Annotated in this window: 22 protein-coding genes; 8 read left to right on the top strand and 14 right to left on the bottom strand. The window is 42.8% G+C overall.

Translation table 11 applies throughout. From position 1 onward, the window contains the following. Positions 1-2: 2 nt before the first annotated feature. The 3 genes from DBR43_RS24675 to DBR43_RS24685 form a co-directional block, all read right to left on the bottom strand. Positions 3-746: a shikimate dehydrogenase family protein gene (locus tag DBR43_RS24675; RefSeq protein ID WP_124585831.1), complete on the bottom strand. Its 744-nt coding sequence runs from the start codon at positions 744-746 to the stop codon at positions 3-5. Between the two features lie 16 nt (positions 747-762). Beyond that, entirely contained in the window at positions 763-1,533 is a 771-nt protein-coding gene (locus tag DBR43_RS24680; protein ID WP_124585833.1) for a phosphosulfolactate synthase, read from the bottom strand. 67 nt (positions 1,534-1,600) lie between these two features. Then, positions 1,601-3,004 (bottom strand): tetratricopeptide repeat protein, encoded by a 1,404-nt coding sequence (locus DBR43_RS24685; protein WP_124585835.1) that lies wholly within the window; start codon positions 3,002-3,004, stop codon positions 1,601-1,603. Positions 3,005-3,250: 246 nt separating this feature from the next. Between DBR43_RS24685 and DBR43_RS24690 the strand changes: the two genes are divergently transcribed. The 3 genes from DBR43_RS24690 (at position 3,251) to DBR43_RS24700 (ending at position 7,440) form a co-directional block, all read left to right on the top strand. Then, on the top strand, positions 3,251-3,718 hold the full coding sequence (locus DBR43_RS24690; protein ID WP_124585837.1) for a hypothetical protein: 468 nt from the start codon (positions 3,251-3,253) through the stop codon (positions 3,716-3,718). Positions 3,719-3,808: 90 nt separating this feature from the next. Continuing rightward, entirely contained in the window at positions 3,809-5,347 is a 1,539-nt protein-coding gene (locus DBR43_RS24695; protein WP_074613040.1) for an aldehyde dehydrogenase family protein, read from the top strand. Positions 5,348-6,219: 872 nt separating this feature from the next. Further along, on the top strand, positions 6,220-7,440 hold the full coding sequence (locus DBR43_RS24700) for a peroxiredoxin family protein (RefSeq protein WP_199757126.1): 1,221 nt from the start codon (positions 6,220-6,222) through the stop codon (positions 7,438-7,440). Between the two features lie 65 nt (positions 7,441-7,505). Here DBR43_RS24700 and DBR43_RS24705 read toward each other — a convergent pair whose 3' ends face one another. Then, positions 7,506-8,117: a GIN domain-containing protein gene (locus DBR43_RS24705; protein WP_124585839.1), complete on the bottom strand. Its 612-nt coding sequence runs from the start codon at positions 8,115-8,117 to the stop codon at positions 7,506-7,508. Positions 8,118-8,363: 246 nt separating this feature from the next. On the opposite strand from DBR43_RS24705, the gene DBR43_RS24710 reads away from it, so the two are divergent. Continuing rightward, positions 8,364-11,258 carry a DEAD/DEAH box helicase gene (locus DBR43_RS24710; protein ID WP_124585841.1) on the top strand — a complete coding sequence of 965 codons (2,895 nt, stop codon included), beginning with the start codon at positions 8,364-8,366 and terminating at the stop codon, positions 11,256-11,258. Here DBR43_RS24710 and aat read toward each other — a convergent pair. Further along, entirely contained in the window at positions 11,255-11,887 is a 633-nt protein-coding gene (aat, locus tag DBR43_RS24715; RefSeq protein ID WP_124585843.1) for a leucyl/phenylalanyl-tRNA--protein transferase, read from the bottom strand. The two genes, DBR43_RS24710 and aat, sit on opposite strands and share 4 nt — an antisense overlap. A gap of 69 nt (positions 11,888-11,956) precedes the next feature. Here aat and DBR43_RS24720 point away from each other — a divergent pair, with 69 nt between their 5' ends. Beyond that, positions 11,957-12,325 (top strand): YccF domain-containing protein, encoded by a 369-nt coding sequence (locus tag DBR43_RS24720; RefSeq protein WP_074611260.1) that lies wholly within the window; start codon positions 11,957-11,959, stop codon positions 12,323-12,325. Here the strand turns inward: DBR43_RS24720 and DBR43_RS24725 are convergent. Further along, positions 12,322-13,299 carry an App1 family protein gene (locus tag DBR43_RS24725; RefSeq protein WP_124585845.1) on the bottom strand — a complete coding sequence of 326 codons (978 nt, stop codon included), beginning with the start codon at positions 13,297-13,299 and terminating at the stop codon, positions 12,322-12,324. The two genes, DBR43_RS24720 and DBR43_RS24725, sit on opposite strands and share 4 nt — an antisense overlap. A 53-nt stretch (positions 13,300-13,352) precedes the next feature. Between DBR43_RS24725 and DBR43_RS24730 the strand changes: the two genes are divergently transcribed. After that, complete coding sequence (locus DBR43_RS24730) at positions 13,353-14,228, top strand: diacylglycerol/lipid kinase family protein (protein ID WP_124585847.1); 876 nt, start codon at positions 13,353-13,355, stop codon at positions 14,226-14,228. Here DBR43_RS24730 and DBR43_RS24735 read toward each other — a convergent pair. The 8 genes from DBR43_RS24735 to DBR43_RS24770 all read right to left on the bottom strand — a co-directional run bounded on the left by DBR43_RS24735 (position 14,225) and on the right by DBR43_RS24770 (position 20,901). Beyond that, entirely contained in the window at positions 14,225-14,875 is a 651-nt protein-coding gene (locus DBR43_RS24735; protein ID WP_124585849.1) for an energy transducer TonB, read from the bottom strand. The genes DBR43_RS24730 and DBR43_RS24735 overlap by 4 nt on opposite strands. A gap of 18 nt (positions 14,876-14,893) precedes the next feature. Further along, positions 14,894-15,601 carry a peptidoglycan DD-metalloendopeptidase family protein gene (locus DBR43_RS24740; protein WP_124585851.1) on the bottom strand — a complete coding sequence of 236 codons (708 nt, stop codon included), beginning with the start codon at positions 15,599-15,601 and terminating at the stop codon, positions 14,894-14,896. 11 nt (positions 15,602-15,612) lie between these two features. Beyond that, the gene (gene rbfA, locus DBR43_RS24745; protein WP_199757127.1) at positions 15,613-15,990 is read right to left on the bottom strand and encodes a 30S ribosome-binding factor RbfA; all 378 of its coding nucleotides are present in this window, start codon (positions 15,988-15,990) and stop codon (positions 15,613-15,615) included. A gap of 20 nt (positions 15,991-16,010) precedes the next feature. Continuing rightward, entirely contained in the window at positions 16,011-17,201 is a 1,191-nt protein-coding gene (gene hflX, locus DBR43_RS24750; RefSeq protein WP_124585855.1) for a GTPase HflX, read from the bottom strand. 22 nt (positions 17,202-17,223) lie between these two features. Beyond that, on the bottom strand, positions 17,224-18,015 hold the full coding sequence (trpC, locus tag DBR43_RS24755) for an indole-3-glycerol phosphate synthase TrpC (protein ID WP_124585857.1): 792 nt from the start codon (positions 18,013-18,015) through the stop codon (positions 17,224-17,226). A gap of 2 nt (positions 18,016-18,017) precedes the next feature. Next, positions 18,018-18,590, bottom strand: coding sequence for an anthranilate synthase component II (locus DBR43_RS24760; protein ID WP_124585860.1), 573 nt, complete (start codon positions 18,588-18,590; stop codon positions 18,018-18,020). A gap of 19 nt (positions 18,591-18,609) precedes the next feature. Then, entirely contained in the window at positions 18,610-20,013 is a 1,404-nt protein-coding gene (locus DBR43_RS24765; RefSeq protein WP_124585862.1) for an anthranilate synthase component I family protein, read from the bottom strand. A gap of 453 nt (positions 20,014-20,466) precedes the next feature. Continuing rightward, entirely contained in the window at positions 20,467-20,901 is a 435-nt protein-coding gene (locus DBR43_RS24770; protein WP_124585864.1) for a cytochrome B, read from the bottom strand. Between the two features lie 179 nt (positions 20,902-21,080). Between DBR43_RS24770 and DBR43_RS24775 the strand changes: the two genes are divergently transcribed. Further along, entirely contained in the window at positions 21,081-23,807 is a 2,727-nt protein-coding gene (locus tag DBR43_RS24775) for an amidohydrolase family protein (RefSeq protein WP_124585866.1), read from the top strand. Beyond that, positions 23,800-25,116: an amidohydrolase family protein gene (locus DBR43_RS24780; protein ID WP_124585868.1), complete on the top strand. Its 1,317-nt coding sequence runs from the start codon at positions 23,800-23,802 to the stop codon at positions 25,114-25,116. The genes DBR43_RS24775 and DBR43_RS24780 overlap by 8 nt, the downstream gene beginning before the upstream one ends. The last annotated feature ends 66 nt before the right edge of the window (positions 25,117-25,182 follow it).

The raw sequence follows: 25,182 nt of genomic DNA on the forward strand, positions 1-25,182 counted from the left end.
ATTTAAGAATTCCAAATATACCAGGAACGTTCTGCCTGAAGATATAACATTTCTAATCCATTTTTAATGGCTGCACCACGGGCACTGGCCAGGGCCAGAAATTTTGTCACTTCAGGATTGTATACCAGATCATAGGCAAGGTGCCGTTCCGACACAAACTCATAAGGAATTTCCGGATAAGTATCTGAATTTGGCGACATGCCCAATGGGGTTGTATTCACCAACAGGGTATGTTCCTTCAGGATTTCTTCGGTTACCTCTTCATACAAAATACTGCTGTCTGAAGGCTTCCTCGTCACGATCAAAAAAGAAATCCCCAGCTTATTCAACACATATTTGATGGCTTTCGCAGCACCTCCGTCCCCGAATATCAGGGCTTTGGTATGGTGTTCTTTCAGGAAAGGCTTCAAAGATTCTTCGAATCCATAAGCATCGGTATTGTATCCTTTGAATATTGCTTTTCCGTTTTCTCTGCGGATGTCAATGCAATTGACTGCTCCGATTTTTGCCGCAGCATCATCGAGGTCTTTTACATAAGCCAACACACTTACTTTATAGGGAATAGTGACGTTTATCCCGCAGATCTCCTCATCAGAAGAGATCAGCTCAGGAAAAAGTTCAATATGGTCTATCGGATACAGCTCATATTCACAATTGTCAATATGCTCCTGTACGAATTTCTCTGTAAAGTGTTTCTTTGAAAAGGAATGTGATAAAGGGTAACCAATTAAGCCGTATTTCTTCATTTGTATAAATGTACGATTACAATTTATCCAAATTTAAAAAATGATCAAAAGTATCACCTCTTAAACCCAGACGGATGGTTTCCAAAGGAATTGTTTCCGCAGGAGCGATATTTCCAAGGTTTACATTTGCGCCTAAAAGCTTGATGAACCAAACCTGTTGTTCCTTTTGAGGTGCTTCCCAGATGATGGTTTCTTCAGGAATTTGTGTTAAAATCTCGTCTACCAATCCCTCTCTCACTTCTCCTGAACCCCTGTAAATACCTACATTTCCGCCTTCACGGGCTTCGGCAATTACTTTCCATGAACCGGCTTCAATTTCCGCATTCATCAATTTGATCCATTTGTAAGGAGCGAAAATCTTGGCTGCATCTTTAGATCCAACTTCCGAAATTACCGTCACCTGCGTGGATAATTTCCTGATGAATTCACATTTCAGGTCGTGTTCAATGGTAATAGAGCCATCAGAAACTTCGGCATACTCCATATTGAACTGATCCAGCACCCTCCGGTAATCATCAAACTGATTACGGATGGCAAATGCTTCGAATAATGTCCCTCCAAAATAGGTAGGAATTCCTGCTTCTCTGTAAATCGCCAGCTTTTCTTTTAGATTAGGGGTAACAAATGAGGTTGCCCAGCCAAGTTTTACGATATCAGTATGTACTCCGGCAACCTCTATAAAATCTTCGGTTTGCCTTAAGCTTAGTCCTTTATCCATGACCATTGTAATGCCTTTACTTCTTGGCTTTACTGATCTTTCGGGTATATTATTTAATGGGTAGTTCATATTGCTCACAAAGGTGGAAAAAAAACGGACAGTTTTTATCAGGTATTTCTAATAAAAAATGGTACAATTATTTAACATAACGGTTAATTACTTCTATTATTGAGCCGTTGTCCTGCAATTGTGGCAAATATTCAAATAAAATGTAATGCTTATCCGGATCGGTCACCAAAGCGGTCTCCAGATAGGCAAGCGCATCGTTTTTTTCTCCCAAAGCAAACAGGTAAGCAACCATCCGGTAATACAGCTCTGCTGCATCCGGATTGTTCTTGATTCCATCTAAAATGGTCTCTGAAGCTTCCAGTAACCTTCCCTGTTCATACAATACGGTAGAAAAATCCAGCCAGGCTTCTATATCTACCGGATTAAATTCCAGCACTTTATAATAAGCTTCAATAGATTGTTCTATCTGTCCGAGTTTATAATAAGCATCCGCCATAGCGAACCAGAAATCGGGATTTTCCCCGTCCAGTTCTAAAGCTTTACGGTAGAAATGAAGCGATTCAAAATAGCGTTCTTCAAAATTCAGGGTCACACCGATCCCAAACCAGGCATCTGCCATCTTATGGTCCATCTTCACCGACTTCTTATAATAAGCACGGGCTTCGTCCATATGTTCCAGCTTTTCATAGCACTCCCCTATTGCGCAATAGGTATCGGCATTAGGTGGTTCATACTCAAAAGTCTGTTTATAGACCTCGATGGCTTCCGCATAACGGTCCAGCTGAACCAATGCATTTCCTTTATTGTAATAAGCGGAAGCAAAGTTGTCCTTAATCAGAATGGCATAATCGTAGGCATCAATCGCTTTTTCAAAGAGATCGAGCTTATGGTAAGAATTAGCCAGGTTATACCATGCGGCATAAGAATAAGGGTCGTTGTCAATGTATTCCTGATAAAACTGAATACTTTCCTCCTGTTTGTCTAAGATATCATAACAAAATGCCAGCTCATATAAGCCGTCTTTGTTTTCCATATTCTGTTCCAGACTTTGCTTGATGTAAACAATGGCCTGTTCATAATCCAGCATATTCTGGTATACATAGGCAATCTGTAACAGAATCTCATCTGTCGTTTCCGCGAAACCCAAAGCAATCTGAAAATTATCCAGGGCTTCCGAATAACGTTCCAGGCTGTTATAAATATTTCCGCGTAAAATATAGATCTCTGCTTCTGAGGCTTCCAGCATTTCGGCCTTTTGCAAAGCAAGAAATGCCCTTTCTGTCTGGTCGGTCACAAAGAACAACTGTGCCTGTTTTACCAGAAAGACTGCCGCATAAGGGTGTTGGTTTAGGGCGTACTCAATTACCTGAAGCGCCTTGACAGGATCACTCTTCTCAATGTAATAATCAATAATATTTTCAAAAGCCTGGGCATCAAAAAAGTACTGATCCTCGTTACGTATCATCTCCTCGTAACGTTCTACCGAACGTTGCGCATCATCACTAAAATCAAATAAAAACTCCTCTTCCATGTCGCGAATAATTAAAGAACAGATCCCATATTTTTAAAACACAATATAAGTTTACAACATTTATGAATAGCATAAACGAAATAATTTTCAACATACACACACCCGCGCCCCTAAATGACTGATAGTATTAATTTTAGCAAAAGCGTCGGGAGAAATTAGCTGACTTATTTTTTTGCATAGAGATAATGATCTGAATTATAATGCAAAATAACATAACTTTAATTGAAAACCGGTAAAATTCAAGTCATGAAAAAATATAGCCATCTGACTTTCTTCCTATTGATCGCCTTTTTCAGTGCCGCTGCGCAGGAAAACAAGGTTGAAGAAGCACTTATTAAACAAAGCATAAATCAACTCTTTGAAGGAATGAAAAAGGGAGACAGCAGCCTTACACATGCTTCGTTTTCCGATCAATGTATCATGCAAACCATTGCAACGCCTAAAAATGAAGCCCCGAGGGTAAAGACCAGCAGTCTTAATGATTTCCTTAAATTTATCGGAAGTCCACATAAAGAACGCTTTGATGAGCGCATTGTATTTACCAAAATCCTGATTGATGGCCCTCTTGCCAGCGTATGGACGGACTATAAGTTTTATATAGATGATCAGTTTAGCCACTGCGGCGTAAATTCCTTCCAGCTTTTCAAGGGCCCAACTGGCTGGAAAGTGATTTACATTATAGATACCCGCAGAAAAGAAAATTGCGGAGCTTAAGGTGACATTCCTTCCATTATTTTTTTGTTGATTTGTAATATTACATGACAGCTCTTGCTGGCTTTATTATCATTAAAAAACCAAATATTAATGAAAACAAACATCAGTTCCGTTCTAAAAAACTTAGGGATTCAGGAATTAAATCCTGCGTACAGCACAGGTAATCACTGGGCTGCTTCATCAAATGCAAAAACTATAGACAGCTATTCTCCGGTTGACGGAAAAAAGATCGCCAGTGTACAGGTCGCTACTGCAGATGACTATGAAACCGTAATGAAAAAAGCGGAAGAGGCATTTGTTTTCTGGCGCGGCTTACCGGCACCAAAGCGTGGCGATATTGTGCGTCAGTTTGGCGATGCTTTAAGAGAAAGCAAGGAAGACCTGGGGACCCTGGTATCTTATGAAATGGGTAAAAGTTTACAGGAAGGCTTCGGTGAAGTACAGGAAATGATCGACATCTGCGATTTCGCAGTAGGACTTTCCCGTCAGCTTTACGGTTTAACGATGCATTCTGAAAGACCAAACCACCGCATGTATGAGCAATGGCACCCAATGGGTATTGTGGGCATCATCTCTGCATTCAACTTCCCTGTGGCTGTTTGGGCATGGAATACAGCTTTGGCATGGGTATGCGGAAACGTGTGTGTTTGGAAACCATCTTCAAAAACACCGCTCTGTGCAGTTGCCTGTCAGCATATCATTGCAAAAGTATTAAAGGCCAATGACCTGCCTGAAGGAATCAGCAGTTTATTGATTGGAAATGCGGTTGGCGATATGATGAATAACGACAAACGGATTCCTTTGGTTTCCTTCACCGGATCCACCAGAATTGGCCGTATGGTATCTACAGCAGTTGCCGGCAGGTTCGGAAGAAGCATTCTGGAACTGGGTGGAAACAACGCCATCATTATCTCCAAAGATGCAGATTTAGACATGTCTATTATCGGAGCGGTATTTGGCGCAGTAGGAACAGCCGGACAACGTTGTACTTCTACCCGTCGTCTGATCATCCATGAAGATATTTACGAAGATTTTAAAAATAAACTGGTAAAAGCATATGGCCAGTTAAGGATCGGTGATCCTTTGGATCAGCACAATCATGTAGGCCCGCTAATTGACGTTTATGCAGCAGATATGTATACTGATGCCATCGAAAAAGGTAAAAAAGAAGGTGCCCGGTTTGTGGTAGAAGGTGGCGTACTTAGCGGCGATCAATACAGTTCAGGCTGTTATGTGAAACCTTGTGTTGCCGAAGTAGAAAATCACTTTGACATTGTACAGGAGGAAACCTTCGCTCCGATTTTATACCTGATCAAGTATAAAACGCTTGACGAAGCGATTGCTTTGCAAAACGGCGTTCCTCAGGGGCTCTCCTCAGCCATCATGACACTGAACCTGAGAGAAGCAGAACAGTTCTTATCAGCAGCAGGATCTGATTGCGGAATTGCCAATGTTAATATCGGAACTTCAGGTGCCGAAATTGGTGGTGCCTTTGGTGGCGAGAAAGAAACCGGTGGTGGCAGAGAAAGTGGTTCTGATGCCTGGAAAGGTTATATGCGCAGACAAACCAATACCATTAATTACGCAAACACCCTACCTTTAGCGCAGGGAATTAAGTTTGATCTGTAAACGACAAAATATAGTCAAAACAAAAAGTCCTGGCTAAGCCAGGACTTTTTGTTTATAAGCAAACTTATGGTGTGCCTGCCCTACACGGATCGCCCGCTCACAGGACTTTTTTATCAAATGGGATTTAAATTTTTACCTATACCAATTTACGCAAAAATTAGATTTATCAGTGTACAATTTTTATTAACAAATTCACAATTTATTGTTACCGGCAGCCGCTGCTTTAAGGCATGGGCGCGCCAGACTCAACCAATGAAGATTTTCCTGACACGAGCATCCTGCTGCTGAGTTGAAATTCAACCGGCAAAAATCAAATATGACAATAAGGAGTTATATTTTGAGGAATGATCAGCTGGGTTTCCCCGGATCGCCGATGGTACGAACAACAGGCTGTCCGTTCAGCATATAAAAAACCAGGTTGTGTAATTTTCCGTTTAAGGCCCCTAAAGGACCATTTGGTGCTTTTGCTATATTGAATAGATTAATCGATAAATAACAAAAGTTAATATTTCAAATATCAACAACACCAATATAAGCAATAAGTTTTATTAAAGTCAATATCAAGCGTAGATCTTAGTTCCAATTACTTCTGGACTGATCTTTAATTTCAACAGACAATAATCGGGCTTGACGGGGCTCGAGACCCTACAGGGCCCTGGCAACCTACCTTCAAAAAAGAAGCAAAATAGCAGCAGTTGGAAGCTTGCCCTAGCGAAAGCTGCCCCATCATAAGGGCTTACCTTAGATCTTCGGGTTACTACTCCGAAAGAGGTTGTCAGCGGATTCCTGGATTTCAGGCCTCAAAAATGACATTTGTAGTTCAAAGAAAAGCGCTGATTCTGTTAACTTTACCTTGATCAATAAAAACAGACATGGTAAAGAAATACGGATTTTTTGGTTTATTTATGGCCTTTTCTCTCTTCTGCAATGCTCAGCTTAACCTGCAGCCCGGGAAATGGAAGGGAACTTTACAACGGCAGGATGGACATCACATTCCCTTTGAACTGGAAATCGAAAAACAAGGCAGGAAACCTGTTTTCTATATCATCAATGACACCGAGCGCATGAAAACCGAAGACATTGTCATGTCTAAAGATTCTATTTTGATTAAAATGCCGGTGTTTGAATCTTATTTCAGGGTAAAAATAATCAGCAAAGACAGTATAAATGGGGTCTGGATTAAAGGCGGATCAGCCAAAGATCTCGTGATGCCTTTTTATGCAGTAAGCGGAAAGAGCCGTTTCCCTAAAAAAGCTCCCGGAAACCTGCAGCAGATCGCGGGGAAATGGAAAATGGAATTTACTAGGGCCGACCAGACAAAAAGACCCGCCATCGGAGAGTTCAGGCAGCAAGGCCAACTGATCAAAGGTTCTGTGCTGACTCCTGCCGGAGATTACCGCTACCTTGTCGGAACCCTTGCAGCGGATTCAATGTTCCTTTCTACATTTGATGGTGTGCATGCGCTTTTCTTCGCTGCCAAAATTACTCCCGGAGCGCTTAAAGGCAATTATTACAGCAGCGCATCCTTGCCTGAACCTTTTGTAGCAGTGAAAGATGCAAATGTGACCTTAGATCCTCCGGTTACGACCCTGAAAGAGGGTGCCAGCGGACTGTTGGATTTCAGTTTTAAAGATCTGGAAGGAAATACGGTATCCCTGAAAGACGCAAGGTTTAAAGATAAGGTCGTTATTCTGCAGCTGATGGGCTCATGGTGCCCCAACTGTATGGACGAAATGGCCTTTCTAAGTGCCTACTACCGTAAAAATAAAAACAGGGGCATCGAGATCATCGCACTGGCTTACGAACTGAGTACAGATGAGGCCCGCTCGAGAAAAAGCCTGAAGAAGTTCCAGGAGCAATTTAAAGTAGAATATCCGATGCTGATTACCGGAGTAACCGTGGGCGATCCGCAGCGAACAGAAAAGACATTGCCCCAGCTGACACAGATTAAAGTTTTTCCTACCACCATTTTCTTAGATAAAAAGGGCCGGGTCAGCAAGATCAACACCTCCTTTTATGGACCCGGAACAGGAACATACCACACGGAATATAAGCAGGAGTTTGAGAAAACGATCACTAAGCTTTTAGAATAATACCATCCAAAAAAAAGCGGCAGGATTAACCCCGCCGCTTTTTACAGAACTGCAATTCTTCTTTTCTATTTCACCAATGCCATTTTCGTGTTTGCAGCAATTCCGCCCTCCAAAGAGGTCATTTCTGTTTTCAGAGCAGCAAATTTCTCTGTGTCCAGGATTGAGTTTCTATTTTTAACAATGATATGTTGATTTGCAGTACCGGCCAGTTTCAAATCTGAATTGTCTTTGGTTACGGTATACAAGCTGTTGATGGTCCCTTTTACACTTGCTGTTGCATTGTCCTGTAAGAACACCTGCAATACTTCCAGGTTAAAATTTCCTACTGTTGATACTCTGGCTCCCTGAGAAGCATCGATTCTTTGCAAGTCAGTTACAGCAACGGTTACATATAATGTTTCTGAAGCGGTAGAGTTGATAAACAAGGTATACCCTTTTTGTTTAAAGGAAGTCTTGCTTTGATCAAATTCGCTGTCTACAGCAATGTCTTGTTTTGATTTCTGAACCAGGGTCAGTTTTACATTTCCTGTAACTACAATTTTGTTAAATGCAGTCAGCGGGGCCAGGATTCCTGAAGGGTTTTTCTCTGCTGCAACCGCAAGGCTGGTAAATGCAGAAGTAGATAAAACCAAGGCTGTTAATGTTAGTGCGAGTAGTGATTTGAAGGAGGTTTTCATAATATTTTGTTTTTAAATGATTTCTTAAGGTTTTGTAGATAAGACGTATCCATTTCAGAAACGTTTCACTCATTTTCAGCGTTTTAGACCATAATGTTTGAATACCCGACCAAACGGTGTTTTTTTTCGACGAACAGGCAGAAAAAAAATCGGTTAATTCTGCGATTTTATTTGAAAGAAGATCAATTTGCTGTATGTTTAAAGATTTTTAAATGCTTACCCTCCCTTTGTTTTAACCTTTAGCTAATGTTACGAGTAGATAGTTCTAAACCCTGCAAAATTGTATACTCTTTATGTAAGCATGAGTTTTTCGGCTATTTGATAGAACCCCATATCGTTCAATTGAACCCACAGGGTGATTTTTCACTGACCTACCAGCGGATATTTTCGCATACTGCAACTGAATTCGCCAGACATCTGACCGAGAAAGACCTGAAGCTTATTAAGATCCTCGATGAAACCGAACAGGACTTCATCATTAAGAAATACCATAAAAAACCAATCCGCCCTGTAGAGTTCTTTAGTAAATTTTTCAATGAGAAGTTTTACGAAAGTGTACGTCCGAAAATTGAGAAGAAACTTTCCGAAGTATTAGAGCTAATCAAAGTTGATGGTGAACTGTACCTCATGGACAGCGACGGCTGGCCTGCGGAGCGCAAAATTGAAATTGCCGCAGAAGCCGCGACTGTTTTATTTCATTTCAGGCGAAATGCCATCGAAACCCGGTACTTTCCAACGATAAAATACCAGGGAATGAGAATAGACTTCATGTTTAAGGAAGCACAGGTGGTGAGCAACCAACCGGCATGGCTCCTGCTAAATGACATGCTCTATTTCTTTGAACAGGACATCGAAGGCAAAAAGTTAATGCCTTTCCTCAATAAGCGATACATCACCATTCCAAAAGCAACTGAAGGGGCTTATTTCGAAAAATTTGTAGCCCCCCTAATCGAAAAATACCATGTCTACGCAGAAGGTTTTGAGATTAAGACAGAAAAACATGAACCCAGCCCGGTAATTAAGGTGATTTATGTGGATTCAGGTGTTTCACAACTTCAGTTGTATTTCAAATACGATACCCATGCCTTTGCCATGGGGAATGAGAAGAAAATAACCGTTCATTTAGAAAAGGAAGATGACAATTACATCTTCACCAGAATCAAAAGAGATGCGGCATGGGAGAAACAAAAGTTTAACGTATTAACGAGCCTTGGCTTAAAGAAAGTTAGTCCGATATTCCATAACCTGGAAGTTCCGCCAAACCGGGATGAAGATCAATCTTATGCCATCATCAATTGGGTGAATGAGCATATTGAGCAGTTAAAAGAAAATGGGTTTGAGATTGAGCAGCATCAGGGTACTAAGAAATTCCTTTTCGCCAGCAATAAGATAGATTTTGAGATCAAAGAAGATAACGACTGGTTTGACATCAATGCCATTGTTTATTTTGGGACATACCCCATTCCTTTTATCGCTTTAAAACAACATATCCTCCACAAAAAAAGGGAATTCACTTTGCCGGATGGAGCTATTGCCATCATTCCGGAAAAATGGTTTACCCAATACGGCAGTTTATTCAGCCTCTCCGACGGTGGTAAAGCTTTAAAGCTTAAGAAACACCATATCGGACTGATCAATGAGCTGGCAGAAGATGGCATTGCCAATGTCACTTTAAGTCGTAAGCTCGAAAGGCTCAATGATTTTGAAAACATTGCCGACACCCAAATGCCGGTACATTTTAAAGGAGACCTCCGCAGTTATCAGAAAGCGGGTTACAATTGGTTCAGTTTCCTCAGAGAGTACAACTTTGGCGGATGCCTGGCAGACGACATGGGTTTGGGTAAAACCATTCAGACCCTGGCCATGCTTCAGAAAATCAAGGAAGAAGATGAGCAGAATTCCACAAAAAGCACTTCCCTGATCGTAATGCCGACCTCCTTAATCTATAACTGGCTAAATGAGGCAAAGAAATTCACCCCGAAACTGAAGATTCACGCACATACCGGAAGCTCCAGGAATAAGGACATCAGTCAGTTTGCGAAATACGACATCATCATTACTACTTATGGCATTACCAGGGTAGATATTGACCTGCTTAAAGAATACTATTTCAATTACATCATTCTGGATGAAAGTCAGAACATTAAGAACCCTTCGTCCAAATCATTTAAGGCAGTAAGGGCCCTTAAGTCCAGACATAAACTCGTACTGAGCGGTACGCCGGTAGAAAACTCGGTAAGTGACCTGTGGACACAGCTCACCTTTTTAAATCCGGGCCTGCTGGGTACACAAGCCTTCTTCAATGAAGAATATGTACAAGCCATAGAGAAACGGAAAGATGAAGAGAAGGCGCGAAAGCTGCAAGCCATCATAAAGCCTTTTGTATTGCGGAGAACCAAGGAGCAGGTGGCTTCGGAACTTCCTGCAAAAACAGAACAAATCTTCTATTGTGACATGAGTGAAGACCAGGCGGCTTATTATGAAAAAACAAAGTCCGCTTACCGGAATGACCTGCTGAGCAGTATGGATGACGGTACTTATGCAAAAAAGCAAGTCCAGCTTTTACAGGGATTAACCGCATTACGGCAGCTGGCCAACCATCCGGTCATGATTGATGAGGACTATACTTCTGATTCCGGAAAGTTTGAAAACGTGATCCACACCCTGGACAATGTGTTAAAAGGTGGCCATAAGGTGCTCATATTCTCTCAGTTTGTGAAACACCTGAACATCTTTAAACAGTATTTTGACCAGGAGTCCATTCCTTTTTCTTACTTAGACGGGGCGACAAAAAACCGTGGGGAGATTGTGGCAGAGTTTCAGGAAAATACCGAACTGAAAGTCTTCCTGATTTCCATCAAGGCGGGTGGTGTTGGTTTGAACCTGACCCAGGCCGACTATGTATTTATCCTTGACCCATGGTGGAACCCTGCGGTAGAACAACAAGCCATTGACCGGACCCATAGAATCGGACAGGAAAAGAAAGTTTTCATTTATAAATTCATCGCAAAAGATACGGTGGAAGAGAAAATCCTTGCTTTACAGAACCGCAAGAAAAGACTGGCCAGTTCGTTGATTACAACAGAAGAAAGCTTCTTTAAATCGCTCAGCAAAGAAGATATCCGGGAAATCCTGAACTAGGAAGTCAGTAAGGTATAATATTCATCACGACTGATCATTACGGCACCCAGGCTCATCAAATGATCATTGGGCAGCTGACAGTCGATCAACTTAAATTCATTGGTCTGGCAAAGCCAGATCAATGCTGTTTTCGAAGCATTGCTGACCAGACTGAACATGCTTTCCCCGCAAAAGACTTCGCCAACCTGAACGCCATATAGTCCGCCGCACAATTCGCCATCCTTCCAGACTTCCACACTCTGCGCATAACCATATTCGTGTAAAGCAATATAGGCTTCCTGCATTTCAGCAGTAATCCAGGTTCCGGGCTGATCTTTCCTGCCCACCATCGCACAATTTCGGATCACCTCCGGAAAAGCCTGGTTCCAGGTGACTTTGAAAACCTGGTCTTTCAACACCTTTGTCATACTCTTGCTGATCTTTACCTGATCAGGATAGATGACACAACGCTCATGAGGAGAATACCAGCAAATGGGATCGTCTTCACTAAACCAGGGAAAGATGCCATGATGATAGGCCAAAAGTAATCTGTTGATGCTCAAATCACCTCCTACAGCCAGTAATCCATCCTCATCCGCCAATGCCGGATCAGGAAAACTGATCTCCTTTTCATCTAGTCTAAAAACCATATGCAATAATAAAACAATACCTTTAATGTAACTAATCCTTCTTTAGGTCATCTTAATTAAAATTACAATATGAATTTAATAGGCAACATCATCTGGATCGTTTTTGGGGGTATATTCATCTTTTTCGAATATATTATCGGAGGTCTGATTTTATGCTTAACGATCATAGGCATTCCTTTTGGGCTGCAGTGTTTTAAATTTGCAATTGTTGGCCTCGCCCCTTTTGGAGTAAAAATTACGGATACTTCTTCCAATACCGGATGCCTTTCTACGATCATGAACATCATCTGGATTGTCTTCGGCGGATTCTGGATTGCATTGACACACTTTTTCCTCGGCCTGCTTTTCTGTATTACCATTATCGGCATCCCTTTTGGCAGGCAGCATTTTAAACTGATGAACCTCGCTTTTACGCCTTTTGGGAAATCCATTAGTTAAAAGCCAATCAATCCGATCTTTTTTGAATGTGCAATCGCTTCTTTGCTATGGCTAAACAGACAAGTCTTAATTCCCTTTGCTTCAATTTTAGCCAGGATCTCCAGGGTAGAGGCTGTCCTTGATTTACGGATATTACGGATGTACACCGCTTCGATATTCTGAGGGTATTTTTCCGCAATTGTAGCATAGATACCGGGATCTTTCTGAGAATTATCTCCGAAAAAGACAAATTTCTGATTGGGAAAGACATCCAGGATCCTTCTCACACGCAGCAGTTTTCCTTCATGTCCGGTTTTACCCGTCTTCAGCAGGCCGGTCCAGCTCTTTATCTGGTTGAGCAGGAATGCCCCTTCCGGCAGCCCATTAAACCTAAAGGTTTCTACCAGGTAGTCGTACAGGTTCCACTCACTGCTCGAAACATAGAAGAAAGGGTTTGGCTGCTCCGCATCGGTATGTGATAAGGCGAGTAGTCCATAATGTTTCCTCGTATCGATAAAAGTTTTCCTTGTTCTTGGGTTCTTAATAAAGAGCTCTCTGAGCCTTCTTCCGATTTTTGCAGAATAAGAGATCATCACGGTATCGTCGATGTCTGAGATGAAGGCATATTGGGTAATATGAGGTACATAGACCTTTCCTTCTGCCACAGCCAGCACTGCATCATCTTCTCCTAAAGCTTCCACCCTTACCCCATGCCATCCTGCAGCCACATTTTCAAGCGCTTTCCATTCAAATTTAAAGAAGCCATCATAAGCTGTTTTTTGATGAACAACCTGTCCCTTAAAGTTCAGGCGGACTTTCACATGGGCCGCCGGCCTGACCCGGAACAACTTTAACAGATGAACGATGTTGACAAACAGATTATCGCTGTACACCTGTGTTGTCTTTGCTTTGAAGTCAAACACATGGCCGTAGAGCACCAGATTGTGCGTATGCCCATAACCATGATATACCTTAACACTGGTGGAATTATTCATTGTTCTTTAAAACAGAGTAAGGGGAAAGTTGTTTGTGATATTAAAGATTATACATGGGAAAGCGCAGTTCAAGCCCGAAACTATTATTTATTGTAAACCCGGGCTCTGGAAATAACGAAATAGATTTTGCCGAAGCAATACGCACCTATTTTGAATCAAAAAAAACAGACTTTGAGATCTATGAGCTGGTAAAAGGCTGCAGCATAGATAAATTAAGGTCTGTGATTACACAAGCAAAGGCCGACCGTGTGGTGGCCGTTGGCGGAGACGGGACCTTAAAGCTGGTAGCAGAATGCCTGGAAGGGACAGATACCGCTATTGGCATTATCCCTGCAGGATCTGCCAACGGGATGGCCAAAGAGCTCGGCATCCCATTGGAAGTTGATGCTGCCCTGGAGCTGGTTGTAAATGGCCATCCCAAAAAGATCCACGCTGTAAAAGTAAACGGGGAGCTTTGCATCCACCTCGCCGACATAGGTTTTAACGCATATATTGTAAAGAAGTTCGATGACCTCCCTCAACGGGGCATGTGGGGTTATACCAAAGCGGCCTGGAAAGCCCTTTGGAACCACAGTAAGATGGAGGTAGAGATCAAAATAAAAGATAAAACCATCCGGACCCAGGCGGCAATGGTTGTAATTGCCAATGCTACGATGTATGGCACGGGAGTCAAAATCAACCCTGATGGAAACCTGACAGATGACCTTTTTGAGGTGATCCTGGTGAAAGAATATTCGGTGATGGAAATTTTAAAAATCAGGTTTACCGATCTTCCTTTTAATCCGGAGAAAATTGAAACCTTTTCTACCAGGGATTTAAAGATCAAAACAAAGCGTAAGGTTCATTTTCAGGTAGACGGAGAATATATGGGAAAGGTGAACCGTGTAGAGGCCAGTATTCTTCCAGCCGCAATTACGGTAATTGTTTAGCGGCAATATTGTGCGATCAGCTCATCTGCGAGATTTGAGCCCATGTGCTTTACAAACAGGAAGTCTTCGCAGGCACCTTGCTGGTCTTTTTGTTTCAATTTGCGCTGACCATCATTGATCCGCTCCTTTAGATACGCCTCATCATAACCGAGTTCAGCTTTCAGGCGCAGGATCCTCGCCTCTTCTTCCGGTTTATATTTCACGGAATCTTTGTTTTTATAGAAATTCAGGACGGCATTGGTCATCCCTTCACTGGATTTATAATTGGCAATGGCGCGCTGAATGTCTTCCCTGGTCTTGAGGTCACATCCATAACCAGACAAGTTAAAAACCATCGGTGCAATCAGGACCAGGGTCGAATCGTGCCCTGCAGGAACTTCCCATTTACCGCTGCTCAGCCGAATTAACCGCAAAGCTTCATCGTCGAGGTCAGTCCCGATTCCTTTACGGATTACAGAATAGTAGACCTCTCCTTTTTTATTGAGCTTAAATCCGATGTTTACGAGCCCTTCAATGCAATTTTGCAGGGAATACGGAGGATAGACCTTATTCGCCGTAACAAATGCCTCCAGCCCGCCTTTTAACTGAGGCTGCGCCTGAACGGTAAATCCAACCAGAAGAAATAGTGCTAAAAGAATTCTGCCCATGCACTAATTTACGCATTTTTAAATCAATGCAGATTTAAAAGTGTGTTTTAATATTGGGGCAGGATCCGGGGAATTGCCCAGAAAGGCTGCTTTTTTTGAATATTGACAGACTCCCGGATAATCGCCTTTGAAGGCATACATGTTAAAAATCAGTTGAAAATGAAGGTGTGGCGGCCAGAAGCCATTCTCTTCCGGGATGCCAAAACGGGCAAAAGCCTTGCCCATAGGAATGGTTTGTCCCTCCTGCAGTCCGGTCAGGGAATCCAGGCTCAGGTGCCCGTATAGCGCATGAAAAACCTGCCCGTTGAGGTTATATTTCAGGATAATGGTTGCGCCATAATCCCCATACTGGTCATTGAACTTAAAGCTATGGACTACCGCCTCGTGGAAATTGTACACCGGGGTTCCCGCAGGCCCCCAGATGTCGATCCCGAGGTGTAAGCGACGGGGCTCTTCGGCAGTATCAAAATGATGACTCCGGGCATAGATTGTCCGGTGTTCATCATAGCCACCTATTCCATAGCGGGCATGATGAGCACTAAGCTCATCTGTTACCCAGGCACTAAATGTAGCGGTATCTTCCAGGATTTCCGGTGTGATGGCCGTATTATTCGCAGTCAGGTCAAAGGTATAGAGCTGATCCGACTGAGGATCAAAGTCTACCACTTTTCCAATTGCGATGCCTTCCAGATTTAACTGTGTTTCCGTTTGTCCTGCTACCTGCATCGTATAAAAGGTTATTCTGCTTCTTCGTCTGTCTCTTTACGTTCCTTTGAAATTTTGTCGAACAGCTTATCCATGTGTTCTACATATTCATTGGTATCATCCACGAAGAAGGTTAAGGTAGGTACCACCCTCGCCTGATGGCGGATTCTTGCACCCAGTTTATACCTGATCTCACTGGCATGAGAATTTACTTCTGCCACAGATAAAGTGGTATTGTTGGTGTTTAAAAAGCTTAAATAAACCTTTGCTACCGCCAAATCCGGAGAAACACGGACTTTGGTAATGGTGACAAGGGTATTTGGTAAATATGCTGCTCCTTCACGTTGAAATATAGCTGCTAATTCCTCTTGCAGGACTCCGGCAAATTTCTGCTGACGTTTACTTTCCATAATTATTCCAATCTTAAATATTAATATAACAGCTTATCATAAGGATAGCGCTCGGTATGTAAAGCGACAACTTTATCGTACAATAATTGCTTAAATTCTTCTAAATTCTCTTTGTGTATTGCCGAGATGAATAAGGCCGGCGCATTGTCGTTGGCCATCCAGCTGCGCTCAAACTCTTCGAGTGTCAGTGTAGTTTTCTCCTCATTTTCAGTATCTACTTCCGGGCTCACATAAGCATCAATCTTATTGAACACCATAATCGTAGGCTTATCTCTGGCACCAAGATCTTTCAGGGTTTCGTTCACTACGTTGATCTGATCTTCGAAATTGGCATGTGAAACGTCCACTACATGGAGCAGGATGTCTGCTTCACGCACTTCATCCAGGGTAGATTTAAAGCATTCCACCAGATGGTGAGGCAGCTTTCTGATAAACCCTACGGTATCTGACAAAAGAAAAGGCAGGTTTTCGATCACGACTTTACGCACTGTGGTATCCAGGGTTGCAAAAAGTTTGTTCTCTGCAAACACTTCAGATTTCGACAGCATGTTCATGATCGTCGACTTACCTACGTTGGTATATCCCACCAATGCCACGCGGATCAGTTCTGCACGATTTTTACGCTGTGTTTCGTTCTGCTTATCGATCAGTTTCAGGCGGCTCTTCAGTAGAGAGATTTTTTCGAGGATCATCCTTCTGTCACTCTCAATCTGAGTTTCTCCGGGGCCTCTCATCCCGATCCCCCCTTTTTGGCGCTCAAGGTGAGTCCATAAACGGGTTAACCGTGGCAGCAGGTATTGCAGCTGAGCCAGCTCCACCTGTGTTTTTGCCTGTGCAGTTTGTGCCCTTCCGGCAAAAATATCAAGGATCAGGTTACTCCTGTCCAGGACTTTTACCTGAAGTTCGCGCTCTACGTTTCTAAGTTGTGATGGTGACAATTCATCATCAAAAACAACCATATCTATCTCTTCCGACTTTACATAAGCCGCTATTTCTTCTAATTTCCCTGTACCTACGAAGGTAGCACGGTCTGGTTTCAGCATTTTCTGCGTAAACGAACGGTCTACCACACCACCAGCAGTATCTACCAGGAATGCCAGTTCATCCAAAAACTCTTTGGTTTCTTCCTGGGTTTCTCCTGGTCTAATTACGCCAACCAGAACAGCACGTTCAGGTTTAAGCGCGGTATCATAATATTTCTGTTTTCCCATGTAAAGTACAAAGATACAAAAGTTATACCGAGATCAGCTGACTGACAAAGTCGGTCATGGATGCCCCCGGGTTTTCGGTTTTCATAAAGTTCTCTCCGATCAGGAAACCATCGAATCCCGCAGCGCGCAATTCATTAATCGTTTGTGGATTGCTGATGGCACTTTCAGAGATCTTCAGGAAGTCGTCAGGAATCTCATCTACCAGGTCAAAAGAGGTTTGAATGTTCACCGAGAAATCGGCAAGGTTACGGTTGTTCACCCCAATGGCATCCAGTTCCGGAATGACACTTCTTTGCAGTTCTTCCAGGTTATGCACCTCCAATAACACGTTTAAACCTAGACTTTTAGCGAATACGGCCAGGTCTTCAATCTCATCCGGAGTCAGGATTGCTGCAATGAGCAGGATGATGTCTGCACCCAGAGCTTTGGCTTCCAGGATCTGGTACTCATCAATCATGAAATCTTTTCTTAAGATGGGAATCTGATTGACTGCCCTTGCGGCCAGGAGGTCATTGGTATGTCCACCAAAAAAATCTACATCCGTCAGTACAGATAAAGCGGAGGCACCGGCAGCTGCATATGCCGTAGTTACCTCTTCAACAGTCACTTTGTCATTAATGATGCCTTTTGAAGGAGAACGGCGTTTAAATTCCGCGATGATGCCACTGCGCTGATCGTCCAGTAAAAAGTCTTCAAAAGAATAAGGAACGCGGTTGAAATGCAAGGCTGCTTCCAGTTGTTTGATAGAAACATTCGCTTTGGCGAGTTCCACTTCTTCTCTTTTGCGCAGTACGATTTTATCTAAAATATTCATAATTAATGGGCTAACCAGTTTTTCATCATTTGTTTACCATGTTCCGTAAGAACGCTTTCCGGGTGGAACTGAACACCTCTGACGTTGAACTCCTTATGTCTCAGTGCCATGATTTCGTTGTCTTTATCCGTAGCAGTTACGGTAAGGCATTCCGGCAATTCTTTATTGCTCACTACCCAGGAATGGTAACGTCCTACGTTAATTGTTTCCGGGCAATCTATAAACATCACTTCTTCTTTATCCAGAACGCTGATGGGTGTTGCAATTCCATGCATCGGGCGACCTAAATTTAGTAAAGTTCCGCCAAAAGCTTCTGCAATTGCCTGTTGACCTAAGCAAACCCCAAAAATACTTTTAGTGGCCGCATATTTTTTGATCACGTCCAATAGCAATCCTGCTTCTTCCGGAATTCCGGGGCCCGGAGAAAGGATAATCTGATCGTATTGATCTACATCTGCCAGGTCGAACTTATCGTTACGCCACACTTCCACATCTCTGCCCAGTTCATTGATCAAATGCACTAAATTATAGGTGAATGAATCGTAATTGTCGATTACCAGTACTTTCTTCTGCATGTTCGTTTGATTTGTCATGTTATATTCCTGTAGCCATTTCTATTGCCCTGCGAAGGGCTGCAATTTTATTATTTACTTCATTCATCTCATTTTCAGGGATGGAATCTGCCACGATACCCGCACCTGCCCTGTAATGTAGCTCGTTATTTTTACTCATGAAAGTCCGGATCATGATGGCATGGTTGAACTTGTCGTCAAAGCCCATATAGCCAATGGCTCCGGCATAGAAGTTACGTCCCAGTCCTTCGTACTCATCGATGAGCTGCATTGCCCGGTATTTAGGTGCACCGCTCAATGTTCCTGCAGGATAGGTATCTGCCACGACCTTAAAGGCAGAAGTGTTTTCCTGAAGGTTTCCGCTTACTTTGGAAACCAGGTGGATCAGATGTGAATAGTATTGTACTTCTTTGAAGGACTTTACTTCCACTCCGCTGCAATGTCTGCTCAGGTCATTTCTTGCCAGGTCTACCAGCATCACATGTTCTGCACTTTCCTTAGGGTCCTGCTCCAGTTTTCTGGCCAGTTCTGCATCCTCTTCGTCGTTTCCGGTTCTTTTGAAAGTTCCGGCAATCGGGAAAATATTGGCTACATTATTTTTTATGGTGATCTGTGCTTCCGGCGAAGAGCCGAAGAGCTTAAAGCTTCCGTAATCGAAATAGAACAGGTATGGAGAAGGGTTGATGGAACGCAGGCAGCGGTATACATTAAACTCATCCCCTAAGAAACCTTGTTTAAATGCTCTGGATGGTACAATTTGAAAGACATCCCCTCTCAGGATATGCGTCTTCATTTTGTCGACAATATCCATAAAACCCTGATCTGTGAGGTTTGAATGTTCTTCACCTGTAGTTTTAAAGCTGTATTCCGGAAAATTTTTATTCTGAACCAGGTATTCCATTTTGGTCAGGTCTTCATCTTCATCTCCGTTAAAGGTATTTTTGAAGAGGGTTACTTCGTTTTTAAAGTGGTCAATGGCGATGATGTAACGGTAAATATGGTATTGCATCACCGGAATTTCTTCCTCCTTCGGGCATTCCGATTTGAAAGTAATGTCTTCAAAATTAGGGATGGCATTCCAGGTAAAATATCCGAACAGACCGTTGGAGATATAGCGGGTATCTTCCACTACTCCGGGTTGAAACTGTTGTTTGAACGCATCAATTTCATCGGTCAGCACAAAATTCTCTTTTTCACTTTTCTTTCCATCAGGAAAGTAGGAAGATAAGATGCCTTTGTTCAGGGTAATTCCTGCAACAGGTTCTGCGCAGACATAGCTGACAGAGTTCTCCCGGCTGTGGTAGTCGGAACTTTCCAGTAAAATGGTATTCGGGAAGACATCTCTTAACCTCAGATAGATGCTCACCGGAGTTGTGGTATCGGCAAGGCGCTTCTTGTAAGTGGTATTAATTATATAGTTCTTCATCTTAATTCTTGGTTTTCATTTGCATTGCTTCCCTTTTTCCGGGAGCGCTCAATATATATTCATTTCTTCGGTCATTGTTAGGCTTGCTTTTTTCAGCAAGCTTTTTTGTTTCATTTTCAGGCGCCAGGCCAGAGATGCTTTTGATTTTTCATCTGTATCTATTTGTTCTTTAAGGGCTATGAAACGATCATAAGCCTGTTTATCAAGTTTTGTAAACCCTGCGCTCAGGGTATTTTCATTTCCTCTTCAAAAAAAATTATACAACAAAAAACCCGACGTGTGGTTACGTCGGGTTAAAGTGTGGTTTGGTTTAGGTTGATAAACTATAAGGTACACGAAGCTACGACGAAACTCTTTTCAGAATTACTGCGCCATTGCCAAGTATGTATATTGTTAATCATGAGCAACAAAAATATAAATAAATCTTACAACACCAAATTAAATTGTGAAATTTTATGATACTCCCCAGAAGGTCCTTGCCGGATCAGCCTTGATCATTGCAATAATTGCAGCAACAATCATGATTAATCCAAGACCAAAATAAAGGGCAATAGTGCGGTGTTTGCCTGCTGGCTCCACTATTCGCTTCGATCTTGCGTTTCCAACCGTGATTAAAATGGCTGCAAAAATCATCATCGAGATGTGCTCCATTTTCCAATATCTAATTCCCGCTTCTACTAAAGGGCTCATGAAGTATAATATCAAGCCAAATAAAATTTGGACATGGGTAAAGATCAATGTAAAAACATTCAATTTCCTGTTTCCTTCTGTATATGGTTTTTTACCCAACCATCCTGCCAAGGCCTGAACGATTGCCAATACCAATAAAATTAAAACCAAGTAACGCCATCCTGAATGCGCACTTCTCAAAATCTGATAGAAATTCATAACTGTGTTTTTCTTTCAAACTTAACTAATAAATTACTTGATTATAAAAAAGAGAAAATAGTAATGTTTATTTAAAACCATTCTAAATGGCACAAGCGCCTTGTTTTCAGTAAAAAACATGTTATAAAGCCCCGTAATTGTTTTTTTATGATAGATTTAGGGAACTAATCTAAATTTTTATGAAGAAAATTCTACTCTCGCTTGCGTTGGTCTTTTCTGGTACTTTTTTATTTGCACAGCAAACCTATCCTGTAAATGGTTCTTACGACATCAGACAGGGCATGTATGCTTTCACCAATGCAAATATTGTGGTTAACGCCAACCAGACCATCTCTAACGGAACCTTATTAATTAAAGGACAGACCATCCAGTCTGTCGGCACAGGAACAGCCATACCGAAAGGTTATGTCGTGATTGACCTGAAAGGCAAATACATATATCCCTCATTAGTGGATGCATTTAGCGCTTATGGGGTAGCGGAAGGGAGCCGTCAGGGAACAGGAGGCCCACGCCAATCGATTTTTATTTCTACCAAAAAAGGGGCTTACGGATGGAATGAAGCTATTCGTCCGGAAACACATGTCAACACGATATTTGCCATAGACACTAAAAAAGCAGACGAGCTGCGTAAGGCGGGTTTTGGTAGTGTGAATGCGATCAACAGAGATGGGATCTCCCGCGGAACCTCTTCGGCATTGACTTTAAGTGACGAAAGGGAAAACAGCATCATCCTCAAACCGGAAGCTTCGGCAAATTATTCCTTCAATAAAGGAACTTCTCAAAACGATTACCCGACCTCGCTGATGGGTGCTATCGCACTTTTGCGTCAGACCTATTACGATGCCCAGTGGTATGGCAAACAGAAAGAAGAATACAACATTTCTCTGGAAGAGTTTAACAAACAACAAGACCTGCCACAGATCTTTGAGGCCGATGGCTGGCAAAATATCCTGCGCGCCGACAAAATTGCAAAGGAGTTCGGCAAACAATACATCATCAAATCAAATGGAGATGAATATCAGAGAATTGATGCGGTAAAAGGCACCGGAGCCAGTCTGATCATCCCCATCAACTTTATAAAAGCTTACGATGTAGCAGATCCTGCAGATGCAAGAGAAGTGACGCTTGCCCAAATGAAAGGCTGGGAAATGGCACCTTCCAATCCCGGGGTGCTGGAAAGAGCAGGGATCAGGTTTTCACTAACGGCCCATGGCCTGGATAAACCAGCTGATTTCTGGACCAATATCCGTTCGGCAATAGACAATGGATTAAGTCAGAAACAAGCTTTACTCTCCGTTACGGAGGTTCCTGCAGCAATGATTGGGATTTCCGACAAGGTGGGTACGATTGAAAAAGGCAAACTCGCCAACTTCATCATTACCTCCGACAGTTTATTCAAAAAGAGCAACCTTGTTCTGGAAAACTGGGTTCAGGGAAAACGCTTCATTACTTATCAAAAAGACGAAAAAGATACAGCATCAAAAGCTGCTCCTAAAAAGGAAGAGCCGGTACAGAAACTGGCTACGGGCACGCTGATTTATCCATTCACGGCCTTCGGCAATGCCAGTCCTTTAAAACAGGAAACGGTGTTACTGAAAAATGCGACCGTTTGGACCAATGAAAAAGAAGGCATTTTGCAGAACGCAGATGTTTTACTCGAAAACGGCAAGATCAAATCGGTAGGTAAAAACCTAAGCGCCGGTAATGCAAAAGTAATTGATGCGACCGGAAAGCACATCACTCCGGGCCTGATCGACGAGCATTCCCATATCGCCGGAACGGGCGGGATCAATGAAGGTTCCCAATCTTCCTCTGCAGAAGTGCGGATTGCAGACATCATCAATTCTGAAGACGTTAATATTTACCGTCAGCTGGCAGGTGGGGTAACCACTTCACAGATCCTTCACGGCTCTGCGAACCCTGTAGGCGGGCAAGCACAACTCATCAAACTCCGCTGGGGCAAGCTTCCTGAGGAACTAAAATTTGCCGGTTCTGATGGCTTTATCAAATTCGCGCTTGGTGAAAACGTGAAGCAAAGTAATTTTGGTTCCGGGGCACGCTTTCCGGTAACGAGAATGGGCGTGGAACAATCCTTTGTAGATCAGTTTACCCGTGCAAAAGAATATAAAGCGGCAATGGCTGTCAAAGGAAGTACGGTACGCCGCGATCTGGAACTGGATGCGATTGTAGAGATCCTGGACAACAAACGTTTCATCACCTGTCACTCTTATGTGCAGTCGGAAATCAATATGCTGATGAATGTGGCCGATAGCCTTGGTTTTAAAATCAACACTTTTACCCATATTCTGGAGGGCTATAAAGTGGCGGATAAAATGAAAGCACGCGGCATCAATGCTTCTACCTTCTCCGACTGGTGGGCTTATAAAATGGAGGTTGCAGAGGCCATTCCTTACAATGGGAAGATCATGCACAACGTTGGGATCACTACCGCTTTCAATTCAGATGATGCGGAAATGGCCCGCAGGCTAAACCAGGAAGCAGGAAAAGCGGTATTATATGGCGGTGTCCCTGAAGAAGATGCCCTGAAATTCGTGACCTTAAACCCGGCCAAGATGCTGCACATCGACAATAAAGTGGGCAGTATCAAAGCAGGTAAAGATGCAGATGTGGTAATCTGGTCGGCACATCCTTTGTCTATTTATGCCAAAGCAGAGCAAACATTTGTAGATGGCATTTCTTACTGGGACATCAACCGTGATGAACAGGTAAGGAAAGCACAAAATACAGAACGCGAAAGGCTCATCAAAAAAATGCAGGACAGCAAAAGTAAAGGTGGCAAAACACAACGTCCCGTTGCAGAAAGCCCACGCATGTACCATTGCGAAACCGTAGAAGACTATTCTATGCAACTAAACGAATCAGAAAGGACACATACTCATGAATAAATATTTTTTAACCTTGTTCCTTGCCGCTGCAACAGCCGTTTCTGGTTTTGCACAGGCCAACATCTCTCCCGCCCCGGCACAAAGTAAGCTGACCTATGTATTGGGTGCCAAGCTCCACCTGGGCAATGGTACCGTTATTGAAAACGGATATCTGATCTTTGATAAAGGTAAGATCACAGGGATTGGAGATGCGACGGTGGTCCGCCTGGATATGTCAAAAGGCGAATTGATCCAGGCCAATGGCAAACATGTTTATCCTGGTATTATTGCGCCGGTAACGAATTTAGGCCTGGCAGAGTTTGAATCGGTAAAAGCATCGCTCGATTTTTCTGAGATCGGCAACCTGAACCCTCATATCCGCTCTATCATCGCTTACAATACAGACTCCAAGGTTCCGGCCACGTTGAGGAGTAATGGGATCCTGATGGCCCAGATTACCCCACAAGGCGGTACAGTTTCGGGAAGCTCATCAGTAGTACAGCTCGATGCCTGGAACTGGGAAGATGCGGCGATCAAAAAAGATGACGCCATGCACATGAGCTGGCCGGTAACGCCAAAGATAAGACCTGGTTTTGGAAACCGTACTCCTGCAGTTTCTCCTGAATTGCTAAAAGAAAGAACTCAAAATTCAATTAATGAGCTGGACCAGCTATTTTCTGAAGCTAAAGCCTATGCGGAAACCGCCAAACCAGCAGTTACCAATGCGCGTCTTGCAGCGATGAAGAATCTGTTTAATGGCAGTCAGAAGTTGTTTATTAGTGTGGATGGCCAGAAGGACATTATTGCGGCGGTCAATTTCGCTAAGAAATACCAGATTACTCCGGTAATCGTAGGCGGAGATGAAGCCTATCTGACGATTGATTTTCTAAAACAAAACAATGTTTCTGTGGTGGTTAAGCAGCCTCATGCACTTCCCAATGCCACAGACGACGATGTGAATATGCCTTACAAAAATGCCGCAGTACTGGTGAATGCAGGATTGAATGTGGTGATCAGTATTGATGGTTACTGGCAGCAAAGAAACCTTCCTTTTATGGCGGGAACAGTTGCGGCATGGGGCCTTGATCCTGAAAAAGCGCTACAAACGATTACGTTAAATACCGCTAAAGTGCTGGGTATTGACAAGACTACAGGCAGTTTGGAAATGGGTAAAGATGCGACCTTCTTTATCTCCTCCGGAGATGCTTTAGACATGAGGTCAAATCATGTTGAAAAAGCATTTATCCAGGGAAGAGACATCAATCTGGACAATTTACACAAGCAACTGGACAAGAAATTCAGTGACAAATACAATGCACAGAAGCAATAACGTTGTTGTTTCTTAACCGAGAACAAAAAAGGCTTCCTGTTTAGGGAAGCCTTTTTTGCTGATTGC

Source organism: Pedobacter sp. KBW06, from assembly GCF_003852525.1.
Lineage (GTDB): Bacteria > Bacteroidota > Bacteroidia > Sphingobacteriales > Sphingobacteriaceae > Pedobacter.